At 45.4% G+C, this 10,030-nt stretch carries 12 protein-coding genes; 4 read left to right on the top strand and 8 right to left on the bottom strand.

The window, feature by feature from the left end:
* Positions 1 to 575: 575 nt before the first annotated feature.
* The gene (locus ACM0OZ_RS40660) at positions 576 to 1,427 is read right to left on the bottom strand and encodes a helix-turn-helix transcriptional regulator (protein ID WP_414588551.1); all 852 of its coding nucleotides are present in this window, start codon (positions 1,425 to 1,427) and stop codon (positions 576 to 578) included.
* A 130-nt stretch (positions 1,428 to 1,557) separates the two neighbouring features.
* Between ACM0OZ_RS40660 and ACM0OZ_RS40655 the strand changes: the two genes are divergently transcribed.
* The 3 genes from ACM0OZ_RS40655 to ACM0OZ_RS40645 all read left to right on the top strand — a co-directional run bounded on the left by ACM0OZ_RS40655 (position 1,558) and on the right by ACM0OZ_RS40645 (position 4,197).
* Positions 1,558 to 2,535, top strand: coding sequence for an NAD-dependent epimerase/dehydratase family protein (locus tag ACM0OZ_RS40655; RefSeq protein WP_414588550.1), 978 nt, complete (start codon positions 1,558 to 1,560; stop codon positions 2,533 to 2,535).
* A gap of 54 nt (positions 2,536 to 2,589) precedes the next feature.
* The gene (locus ACM0OZ_RS40650) at positions 2,590 to 3,393 is read left to right on the top strand and encodes an SDR family NAD(P)-dependent oxidoreductase (RefSeq protein ID WP_414588549.1); all 804 of its coding nucleotides are present in this window, start codon (positions 2,590 to 2,592) and stop codon (positions 3,391 to 3,393) included.
* Positions 3,394 to 3,489: 96 nt separating this feature from the next.
* Complete coding sequence (locus ACM0OZ_RS40645; RefSeq protein WP_414588548.1) at positions 3,490 to 4,197, top strand: SDR family oxidoreductase; 708 nt, start codon at positions 3,490 to 3,492, stop codon at positions 4,195 to 4,197.
* A 43-nt stretch (positions 4,198 to 4,240) separates the two neighbouring features.
* Here ACM0OZ_RS40645 and ACM0OZ_RS40640 read toward each other — a convergent pair whose 3' ends face one another.
* The 3 genes from ACM0OZ_RS40640 to ACM0OZ_RS40630 form a co-directional block, all read right to left on the bottom strand.
* Complete coding sequence (locus tag ACM0OZ_RS40640) at positions 4,241 to 4,612, bottom strand: hypothetical protein (protein WP_414588557.1); 372 nt, start codon at positions 4,610 to 4,612, stop codon at positions 4,241 to 4,243.
* Complete coding sequence (locus ACM0OZ_RS40635; protein WP_414588555.1) at positions 4,516 to 4,851, bottom strand: transposase; 336 nt, start codon at positions 4,849 to 4,851, stop codon at positions 4,516 to 4,518. Before ACM0OZ_RS40635 ends, ACM0OZ_RS40640 begins: the two co-directional genes overlap by 97 nt.
* A gap of 80 nt (positions 4,852 to 4,931) precedes the next feature.
* On the bottom strand, positions 4,932 to 5,483 hold the full coding sequence (locus ACM0OZ_RS40630; RefSeq protein ID WP_414588547.1) for an N-acetyltransferase family protein: 552 nt from the start codon (positions 5,481 to 5,483) through the stop codon (positions 4,932 to 4,934).
* 113 nt (positions 5,484 to 5,596) lie between these two features.
* Between ACM0OZ_RS40630 and ACM0OZ_RS40625 the strand changes: the two genes are divergently transcribed.
* On the top strand, positions 5,597 to 6,547 hold the full coding sequence (locus tag ACM0OZ_RS40625) for a GNAT family N-acetyltransferase (protein ID WP_414588546.1): 951 nt from the start codon (positions 5,597 to 5,599) through the stop codon (positions 6,545 to 6,547).
* Between the two features lie 121 nt (positions 6,548 to 6,668).
* Here the strand turns inward: ACM0OZ_RS40625 and ACM0OZ_RS40620 are convergent, their stop codons facing one another.
* From ACM0OZ_RS40620 to ACM0OZ_RS40605, 4 genes are all read right to left on the bottom strand, one after another.
* Positions 6,669 to 7,544: an NAD(P)-dependent oxidoreductase gene (locus tag ACM0OZ_RS40620; RefSeq protein WP_414588545.1), complete on the bottom strand. Its 876-nt coding sequence runs from the start codon at positions 7,542 to 7,544 to the stop codon at positions 6,669 to 6,671.
* A 79-nt stretch (positions 7,545 to 7,623) separates the two neighbouring features.
* Positions 7,624 to 8,013: a Crp/Fnr family transcriptional regulator gene (locus tag ACM0OZ_RS40615; protein WP_414588554.1), complete on the bottom strand. Its 390-nt coding sequence runs from the start codon at positions 8,011 to 8,013 to the stop codon at positions 7,624 to 7,626.
* On the bottom strand, positions 7,899 to 9,614 hold the full coding sequence (locus ACM0OZ_RS40610; protein WP_414588543.1) for an RNA-guided endonuclease TnpB family protein: 1,716 nt from the start codon (positions 9,612 to 9,614) through the stop codon (positions 7,899 to 7,901). The genes ACM0OZ_RS40615 and ACM0OZ_RS40610 overlap by 115 nt, the downstream gene beginning before the upstream one ends.
* Positions 9,615 to 9,810: 196 nt before the next feature.
* Positions 9,811 to 9,942, bottom strand: a complete 132-nt coding sequence (locus ACM0OZ_RS40605; RefSeq protein WP_414588542.1) for a hypothetical protein — start codon at positions 9,940 to 9,942, stop codon at positions 9,811 to 9,813.
* Positions 9,943 to 10,030: the final 88 nt, after the last annotated feature.

The following is a 10,030-nucleotide window of genomic DNA, read 5'->3' as shown; positions in this document are numbered from 1 at the left end:
CGTTCGCGCAGCGTGCCCGCAGGGCTCAGCGTCTCCCCTTGGGAGAAGCTAACTTTACTCCCTTTTGGGAAGGCTCTACGGAGCAAAACCGTTATGCGTACAGGTGAGTCCAGTCCTGTTCGCGCAGCGTGTCCGTTCGGCCTCAAGCCGTGCCCGAAGGGCTCAGGACATAGGAGGGTTTCCCTCCGCAGGGAACTGGCTCTCCCGTTGGGGTGAACGAGTTGAGATGGTGAGCCAGTACTGAAGGAGGGTCTCCCTCCTTGGAGGTACATGGCGAACCCGTAAGGGTAATTGTCAAGCTCGAAAGTACATTACAAAAGTACACCGAATCCAGTAACCCCAAGGCGGTAATGGAGTAAGGCGACTAAAGGAGCCAGTGCGGTGGGCGGCTCTGCCGACTTGTAGCATCTGGCGTTCGCTCGTGTCGTTTTCCTCTCAGGTCGCGCATACTCGCTCGTTTCCCACATCCCGCGAAGTTTTATGAATTCTGCTGACACATTAGAATTTGGTCATACCCAGATTAACTCTCGAAGGTGATAAGCAGGTTTCGACTGCTGCGAAAGCGAGTTCAAAACTTAGATAAACAGCGACTTGGCTTTATGTAGCTCCTGTAGTTTCCGGAACCTCTCAAGAGTTTCCGACCCAGGTAGAGGAGTATAAACAACAAACCTTAAGTCTGGTGACTCCGCTGCCACAAAAGCAGTGTAATCAAAGATTAACCGCCCCACTATAGGATGCTCGTATTCTTTACGTCCAAAGGGTCTCCCAAATACATCGTGACGAGGCCACCACTGCCGAAACTCAGGACTGACCCGAAGCAAGTCTTCTATTAGTTCTATTAACTTTTCGTCTCCCAAGTAGCGGCTACAAGTGCTACGAAATTTTGCCAGCACGAACTGGGCATGGTCTTCCCAATCCACGAGTAGGCGACGATGGGCTGTATTGGTAAAAAAGAACCAGACGAAGTTGCGCTCCCGATGCGGCATCGCGCTAAAATCGCCAAACAAAATACTTGCAGGCTGGTTCCAAGCTAGAACATCCCACCGTCGCCCTGTCATGTAAGCTGGACCTGCGCCATAATGATCCAGTATCTGCTGGTGTACTGAGCTAATTATCTCCTGCTGTGTATCAAGCTCAGGCGGGGGTTGCTGGAGCGCCAGCATAAATAGATGTGTTCTTTCCTCTGTAGTCAGTTGCAGCGCGCGAGCCAGACCCTCCAAGACTTGTGCGCTCACACGAATATCGCGTCCTTGCTCCAGCCAGGTATACCATGTTGTACTTACAGAAGCCAGTTGAGCCACCTCTTCGCGGCGCAAACCCGGTGCGCGTCGGCGACCACTGGGAAAGCCGAACTCTTCAGGAGAAAGACGAGCACGGCGCGTCTGCAAGAAATCTTTCAGTTCCCGAAGTCTTTGCGCGTCATCCATTAAGCTTTGCCTGTGCCTAAACCTAGTAGAATTTATACCATTATAAATGCTCTCTGGTACTGTCATAAATATCTTGTTACGTTGAATACAGCAGTTGCCCTGCATTGACCAGATCTAAATTAAGCAACAGATGAAAATATTTTTAACCGGAGCCACTGGTTATGTCGGCAGTGCCATTGCCCAGAAGTTGCTGGCAACCGGACATCAAGTTCTTGGGTTGGCACGTTCCGACAGTGCTGAAGCTAAGTTACGCCAACGGGGTATCGAGCCGCATCGCGGGGATTTATCCAATACCCAAAGCATTGAACAGGGTATCCGAAAAGCAGATGCTCTCATTCACGCAGCGGGTAATCAGCCAGCAGTCGAGCCAGGACGCGGTGTAGTTGCCGCTACAATCGACCAGAACGATTTGTCATGGCAAAATGATTTCTCCCGAATGTGGGCAACAGAACGCAATGTTGTTAATGTTATCTTGAATGCGCTTGAAGGCTCAGGAAAGCCATTCATCTTCACTAGCGGCTCATTTGTGGTAGCTGACCTGGCGAATGGTGACGCAAGTGATGTTGTTTACACCGAGGAAATGCCATTTGTTCCTCCATCCTTCATGGCTCCTCGTGTCGAAACTGAAGAATTTGTGCGATCTGCTACCAAGCGCAATATTCGCAGCATTGTCCTTCGCCCTGGTATGGTATTTGGTCATAACGGTGGTTGGCAAGTTCTCCACCTTCTTGAACGAGCAAAAGGATTGCAAACTGTCCCCTACATCGGTAAGGGGGAGAACATTTGGTCTACGGTGCATGTTGATGACCTAGCAGATCTCTACAGTCTTGCTTTAGAGCAGGGTTCCCCTGGCTCGTTATTCAACGCTGCTAGCGCAGAGGTGAGTGCCAAAGCTCTGGCTGAAGCTGTAAGTCACTCTACTAGCTTGGGCGGCAAGACCGAGAGTTGGACGATGGAGCAAGCATCTGAAGTTTGGGGACCAGTTGTCGCCAAGATTGTTGCAACGAACAGCCGTGTAGCCGGAACTAAGGCGCGACAGGAACTTGGCTGGAATCCACACCGACGTACAATCCTTGATGATGTTGAACACGGCTCTTACCGCTCGTAAGTCCGCTACCCAAGCAAATTAATTAAAAGTTTAAAGGAATTTGGAGTAATACGTATGGATCTTCAGCTTAAAGAAAAACGTGCTCTAGTAACAGGTTCCAGCAGTGGTATTGGTGAGGCAATTGCTAAAAGCTTGGCTAAAGAGGGCGTTGCAGTTGTTGTGCAGGGCCGGAATGAAAAGGAAGCTAACCGGGTTGTCGAAGAGATTAGCTCACAGGGCGGTATAGCCTATGTCGTGCTGGGCGATTTAAGTACAGACGATGGCGCTAGCCAAGTAGCGGAGGGAACGCTGGTGGCTTTAGGAGGCGTAGACATTTTAGTAAACAATGCTGGAGCTTACCCTGACCACGGTTGGGATGCTACCCCGCAGGACTGGATGAATTTTTACAACACTAATGTCATTTCTATGGTGCGGATGATCCAACATCTGGTACCACAGATGAGACAACTAGGCTGGGGACGAATTATCCAGATCGCAAGCTGTGTTGCCACGCTTCCTCAAGCGGACCAGCCCGATTATGCTGCTACCAAAGCGGCTAACGTAAATCTAACCGTCAGCTTGTCCAAGGAATTAGCTCTGACGGGAATTACAGTAAATACAGTTAGCCCTGGGGGCTTTTTGACTCCCGGAGCCGAACGTAGGATTCGTCAGTACGCCGAGAAGCAGCAGTGGTCCACAACCGAGTGGACCGAAATCGAGTCGCGATTTGCGCGAGAGCTATTGCCTAATCCAGTCGGTCGCCTCGGACGTGTGGAAGAGGTAGCCGATCTCCTAACGTTCGTTGCTAGTCCCCTAGCTGGGTACATCAATGGTGCAAATATCCGAATTGATGGCGGTACCGTTCCAACAATTAATTAACGGTTAGTAGTAAGCCTAAACTGCCTAAAGTCTGTTGGTGTGTAATCAAGTCAAAAGAAAAATATCTTAAGAAAAGTCAGCAAAAGAGGTAGCCTTATGTCACTTGAAAATCAAAAAGTTGTAGTCGTTGGAGGGACATCTGGCATTGGTTTAGCTGTTGCCAAAGCTGCTGTTGTGCAAGGAGCCAGTATCGTAGTTGCCTCTCGCAGTCAAAAGCGGTGCGAGCAAGCTGCGTCAATAATTGGGGGAGATGTTAAGGCATATACTGTTGATGTGACGGAGGAAGATTCTATTCAGGCTTTATTTGACCAGGTGGGGGAGTTTGACCATCTAGTGACTACCCCTGGTGACCCGATTACTTTTAGCTCTTTCTTGGATGCTGATATGACGCTTGTTACACACCAATTTGCTGTGAAATTCTGGGGGCAGTACCTCTGCGCGAAGTACGGGGCAAAGCGTATTAAACCTCAAGGTTCCATCACCTTTATGTCCGGCGGCGGTCGTCAAAATAAGGGAAACTCTACTTTAGCTAGCATTAATGGAGCAATAGACTCTCTTGGTAAATTATTGGCGGTTGAACTAGCTCCTATTAGAGTAAATGTAGTCAGACCAGGGTTGGTGAAAACCGACGTATGGAATAACTTCTCCCAAGCAGAACGGCTTGATATGTATAAAACCGTTGGGGAGAAGTTGATGGTAGGGAGAGTTGGAACTGCTGAAGACATAGCAGAAACTTATTTATATTTCCTCTCCAATAGCTTTACAACTGGAGTGGCAATAGATGTTGATGGTGGCGCTTTGTGAGATACCAAAGTAATTACCAAGGGGATTTTTATATCACTAACAATTAAATGATGATATCAGCTGGGGGAGCCTTACGCCCAAAGACAACTACTCTGGGAGGAATGGCACGCTCGATAAGAGCGATCGCTAACAAAGAAATCATGCTGTTGCCGCCATTTGACGTAGTACGGCAGGTTGCTGCATGAGTGGATGGATAAGCTTTGGGGCGACGTTTACGAACTCTTGGTTCACTCCGCCCTGGGCGATCAGGTACTGACTTGTGGATAATAATTTTTAGTAACGTCCGATAAATTTTGTGGCGTTTTGTTGCAGAAGTAACTAATAATGCCGGAATAAAATTATCGCTCTCGGATGACCAGTTCCCTGCAAGGATAAGCGTAGAGGTGGCACACCGTAAGTTGTACCCGCTTTCCACATTAATGAAAGTGGCAAATTGTAAGCTAATAAATAAATATAAATTTCTTTGCTTACCATTTGGGGAGTTTTACCCCGCAATATCTCCATACCTAAAGTTGTTTTTAGATGTTTAAAATTTAGTTCGACATCCCAACGCTCATCATAGAGTCCGACTAGTTGTAATGTAGAATAAGTTTCTGCATCCAAATTAAAAAATATCCCAGTTTTCTTGTGGGATGGGCTTCTAGCCCGTCCCATAAATTGGGGGAACCAGGATGCCCACCCCACAAGTTGGATAATTTATTTCTTGGAAATTCCATATCTTGTTGACTCACTGTTTAGGTAGTTGCGTCTAAAGTCCGTTTCATAACGTAGAGCGCATGCGTTTTGTTGCCGAATTCCCTAGGTGGTGTTTTGCGTGTCACCTCGAAACCTATTTTCTTCCAAAAAATAAATCCTGGCTCGTTCTCTTCAATAACACATAGCATCACCTGCTGCGCTCCATGGGCTAATACCCAACGCTCAAAAACCCTATAAAACTTAGAGCCTAAACCTTTGCCTCGCTGTTGGGGAGCAAGCATCATCAACCCCACCCACCAGCTGCTTTCATCAGGGTAATGCCGGATTGCTTCAATTAATCCCACCAAGACGTTGTGCGCGTCGAAAAGACCAAACATAAATTTGTCTTGCAAAGTTTTCCCTTCAGGAACAGCGAGAAATTCCTCACGAGCGGCAGACGGTGAGGGCGGATGCCCGTCTGTAAGATAAGCAAAGTCCGCGCACTCCTCATAGAGTTGCTGAAGAACTTCTTCATCATTTGGCTTTAGTCGCTTTACTGTGTAGCCAGAAAGTTCCAGCGCAAAACCTGTAGAACTGTCTATACTCATCATTCAAGATGATATAATCTAATATTGGTAATTATAATTATTCTTGCCTAGGGGGTGATACCTATGATGACATTCAGCAAGCAAGTAACTATCGCTACAGTCTTAGGAGATTCATCATGGATATTCGCCCCATTAGCCGCGAGGAACTGGAAGCCTTCGCTAATTTCAGTGAGCAAGCTGATCTAAACGAGCATTTTCTCAATTATTTGAGAGATATGTGGGATGAAGGCTACGTTCGCCCTGAGTGGTGTTTTGTCGCTGAAGAAGCAGGATTCGTCGGGCGTATTGTTTACTGGAGTTTACCATCACTCGGCAAGCCTTTCATCTGTGATTTTTTGGAACTCCCTTGGAACGCCAACTATCTTGAAGTCGGCACACAGCTTTTACAACAAAGCTTGACACAGTTGCACCTTCATGATAATGACAGTATGGAGTATCAACTCGATATCCCATCACCCTACTCCACATACCTCGAAAAACGAATTGATCTGCTGGAAAACTTTGGATTTTCTCTAAAAAGGGAAACGATTCGCTTTGAGTGGAAAGATACTCAGACTCAGATCACGCCATCAAATCGGCTGACTTTCCGTTCGCTTAATGAGGTTGGTGAAGATGCTTTCATTTATGCCATGATGCAAGTATCGTCACAAACTCGCGATCGCTCCATTTTGCATGAACAGGCTAGACTGGGTTTAGAGGAAGAAGCAGTGCAACGCTTTCATACGTCGAAGGCTTTCAAGTACAAACCGATGTGGTGGCAACTAGCTTACACCGAAGACGGTACTCTTGTTGGTTTGATTATGCCAGCAGAGAATGATGGTGGACCAATCATTGCATTTATTGGTGTAGTCCCTGAACACCGGGGACAAGGCTACGTTAACGATTTGCTACAGCAGGGAACCCTCACCCTTAAGTCCAACGGTGCTGTACGCATCCGTAGTGATGCTGATGTTAATAATGCAGCGATGGTTCGCGCCTTTCAACGCGCTGGGTACAGACAGTTTGTCTCTAGAAGAGAATACTGCTATTCAATAAACAAGAGTGCAAAAGTCCAAAAAAAAGAATAATTAACCACAGATGGACACAGATGAACACAGATAAATAACTAGTGTTCATCTGTGTGTATCTGTGGTTTTGTCTATCTTTAAATCATACTTTTGCAACAAGTCTAATGAGGAAAGGTTGCTTTTATTCGTTTTTACTCCCTTGTTTAAAAAAGCTATGGATAGCCGAAAAATCTTTTTCACCTAGCCCTTGCTGCATTGCTAAACGATACATTTCTTTGACAATACTGGTAACTGGTATTGCCACACCAGCCTCATTCGCTGCGATCGCTACCATGTGTAAGTCTTTCTGCATCCATTGTAAAGGAAATTCCGCTTCATAATCTTCGAGTTCAAGCATTTGTTTCTTTGTTGATAAAAAGGGTGCAGCTACTGCTCCTCCCAGCAAAACTTTGAGCAACATCTCTTGTGAAATACCCAAAGCTTGCCCTAATATTACTGCTTCGGCAAATGCTGCCATTGATGTACCCAGTAATAGGTTATTTGCTAGTTTTAAGGAAGTTCCCATCCCACATTCTCCAACATGAATAAACCTGCTTCCCATAGCTTCAAATAAAGGTTGGCAAGTTTTCACATCGGTTGCATTTCCTCCTACCATAAATACTAATTCTGCTTTTGAAGCCTGGTTTTTAGAGCCAGCTACAGGAGCATCCAAAAACCTGACTTGCTTGCTTTGAGCAGCCGTTGCCATCTGACGTGAAAATGAGGGATGAACTGTGCTGCAATCTACCCATAAAGCATTTGGTGCAAGGTTATCTAAGAAGCCATTTTCTCCAAGTGCTACATCCATAAGAGCTTCTGGATTTGCCAACATGGTGAAAATAATCTCAACTTGTTTTGCTACAGCTCCAGGAGTATCTGCCCATAAAGCCCCATTCTTGATAAGAGAGGTAGCTTTGTCTTGGGTACGATTGAAAATAATTACTTCATAACCATTAAGAAGCAGATTAGCCGCCATCCGACTTCCCATAATTCCCGTGCCAATGAAACCAACTTTCATGCTCATCTCCATTGCGTTGCCAATACAATTTACCAATGGGAATAATGGAGACGCATTAACAAATGATAAGAAAAAAGTTTTATACTGTACGTTTTAGTCGGGATAGGGATACTTCTGTAATTCCCAAGTAGGAAGCAATATGATATTGCGGTACTCGTTTAACTAAGTCGGGATATTGTTTGACAAAATCGAGATACCGCTCAGTAGCTTGTTGTTGCAATAAGCTTCTGGCTCGGAGTTCTTTTCTTATGAGTAACCACTCTGCTAACTTTCGCCCCAGTCTGTCAAATATTGGGTGTTGGTCAAATAGAGCTACAAAGTCGCTAAAGCTTGCAGTTAAAAGCATCGTCGGCTCTAGAGCCTGAACACCATATACGATAGGTAAGTCAAGGTTATAAGCCGCGAGGGAACCTGCAAAAGTGTTTTCAGCAATAAATGCTTTGTTTGATTCCATCCCATCGTCTGTAATGTAGTAGAAACGAAGTAGCCCACTACAGACAAAGTAGAGTTCTTGAACCCTCCCCCGTTTAGAAAACGGGGCGGTACGGCCACATCCTCGACTGACTTTTTGCTCGATTCAGCTATCTGGTCAGAGATTAGCAGCTCGTTGAAGACCCGCTCCGAGGGATAATCAGCCTTCCTGCTTTGGGACTCGCTTACTTGCTCGCGGGTTAGATAACGTTGCCATGCCTCCAACAGGACTGGTTCCAGCCCCGGATACTCGCGTTTGACATCCTGCAATGACAACTCGTTCTGATTGACAGATCTACTCAGAAAAGCGCTGAACAAATCACGATGATGCGCCGGAATTCCGGTTAGATCACGGTGAACTCGCTCGGACAGCGATTTTTTGATGCGAGTACCGTCCAAATGAGTTTGGGAGAGCGCGGTTTTTTGAGTAGAGAACTTGATAACTGAACCGCCAGCCTTTTCAGCTTTACGAATCAGTTCTGATTGTACAAATCCAGGGGATTTGGCAGAGATGGCTTTACCATATCTTTTTTGCCAACCCTTAACACTTACATTTTCAGTTTTGATGTTCTTGCCATGCCTTAGAATCTCGTTAACAACACGATGATTTTGGGATTTGGCATACGCTGTTTTGCGACGCTCTAATTCATGTTTCTTTAGAGCGGCTTTGCGGTAATTAGCGGACTTCTTCCACTGGCGTTTACCTTTTTTAGGTTTGCCTTTTTTGACAACGGTTTTACGTCCTCTGCGTGCTTTAAAATCTGGTTCATAATTATTAGGATTACTGGCACGTTGAGAACGTTGCATTTTACGTTGCAAGGCTACAATCTCATGTTGAAAATTTGGGACGTTTTTAGCAAACGGTAATAGGTCGGCGTGGTCGTCTCCAACGTATGCAATGTTACTGACATTCAGGTCTAACCCGATCAAGCCATCACAGACGTAGTTGTTAGGTTTCTGAAACGGCAGACCTTCATTTACGAGTTGAACATACCAACGTCGCTTGCCATTCAGTAAACGCCATAATACGCGAACGTATTTGATTGGAGAAGTTAAACCATGTTGAATGACTGGGTTGAATGGGTTAATAATTGCCCGGAGTTTTAGGTTTCCCCAAACAATAGACTCATCTTTCCACCTAATACCTTGCTTATTAGTCTTGCCTTCCATCGACCGGAAACGAGTTGGTACTTTGTAACGTACCTTTTTAGCTTGTCCAAACAGGACTTTTTCGCTTGTGGTAAAGGCGCGAGTAGCTAGTTTCTGCTGGGTATTAGAATCAACTTTTTGGGCTATCCACTTTGATTTGTTGGCTACTATCGTGGCGTACGCTTGTAGTTCATATTCCGAGTATCTGTAAAGGATTCTTGCTTGGGTAAAAGCATCATTACGTTTTTTCTTCTGGTTTTTGGGTATTTTTTTAGCTGCTTTGTATAGCTCGGAGTTACGGACTAACTCCATCCTTGCCATAGCTTCATTCAACAGTGCATTATATAGTTGCCTACCTGCTTGAAACCGAGATAGTAACTCTGATTCCTGCTTGCTATCTACTATTAAGGGTACTTCTGTTATGAAAGATGGGCTCTTACTCCGACCCATTTAAAATCACCTCCTTGAAAATGCTTGTTGTACTGCTATCATAATACTACGTTACTGTTAGTTATTCCGGAAAAAATAACGTCACGGCAGATAAATCTGCTCGTGTCGTCTTTCCGCCCCGATATAAATACCGGATGAGGTCAATTCCTTTAATTCCTTGACACTTATCCTTTGGGGCTACCAGACATCCCGCGTTTCATAGGTGTACTTTTGCTCCAGGTAGAAGAATGTATTCTTGTTTCTGAGCAGTTTTCACTTGAAAATTTGATGCAAGTAGGTTCCACTCTTGTTCTGCTAAATCAACCCACTTAACTAGGGCTGTTCGCATTTGTTGATATAGAGTAAAAGATAACGCCGTATTCATAAAAACTTAAATTTTTTACATGTGCTGAGTTTCCAGTCCTGAGTTCTGAGTA

The organism is Scytonema sp. PCC 10023 (genome assembly GCF_963920835.1).
Lineage (GTDB): Bacteria > Cyanobacteriota > Cyanobacteriia > Cyanobacteriales > Nostocaceae > Kalymmatonema.
The sequence above is the reverse complement of the archived record's forward strand: the minus strand, read 5'-3'. Positions and strand labels throughout refer to the sequence as shown.

What these genes read in the sequence shown, in the direction of transcription:
- ACM0OZ_RS40630 (WP_414588547.1), bottom strand. Translation starts at nt 5,483, where the DNA reads ATGATGAGTATAGACAGTTCTACAGGTTTTGCGCTGGAACTTTCTGGC.
- ACM0OZ_RS40605 (WP_414588542.1), bottom strand. Translation starts at nt 9,942, where the DNA reads ATGCGAACAGCCCTAGTTAAGTGGGTTGATTTAGCAGAACAAGAGTGG.
- ACM0OZ_RS40660 (WP_414588551.1), bottom strand. Translation starts at nt 1,427, where the DNA reads ATGGATGACGCGCAAAGACTTCGGGAACTGAAAGATTTCTTGCAGACG.
- ACM0OZ_RS40625 (WP_414588546.1), top strand. Translation starts at nt 5,597, where the DNA reads ATGGATATTCGCCCCATTAGCCGCGAGGAACTGGAAGCCTTCGCTAAT.
- ACM0OZ_RS40610 (WP_414588543.1), bottom strand. Translation starts at nt 9,614, where the DNA reads ATGGGTCGGAGTAAGAGCCCATCTTTCATAACAGAAGTACCCTTAATA.
- ACM0OZ_RS40620 (WP_414588545.1), bottom strand. Translation starts at nt 7,544, where the DNA reads ATGAAAGTTGGTTTCATTGGCACGGGAATTATGGGAAGTCGGATGGCG.
- ACM0OZ_RS40655 (WP_414588550.1), top strand. Translation starts at nt 1,558, where the DNA reads ATGAAAATATTTTTAACCGGAGCCACTGGTTATGTCGGCAGTGCCATT.
- ACM0OZ_RS40645 (WP_414588548.1), top strand. Translation starts at nt 3,490, where the DNA reads ATGTCACTTGAAAATCAAAAAGTTGTAGTCGTTGGAGGGACATCTGGC.
- ACM0OZ_RS40635 (WP_414588555.1), bottom strand. Translation starts at nt 4,851, where the DNA reads ATGGGACGGGCTAGAAGCCCATCCCACAAGAAAACTGGGATATTTTTT.
- ACM0OZ_RS40650 (WP_414588549.1), top strand. Translation starts at nt 2,590, where the DNA reads ATGGATCTTCAGCTTAAAGAAAAACGTGCTCTAGTAACAGGTTCCAGC.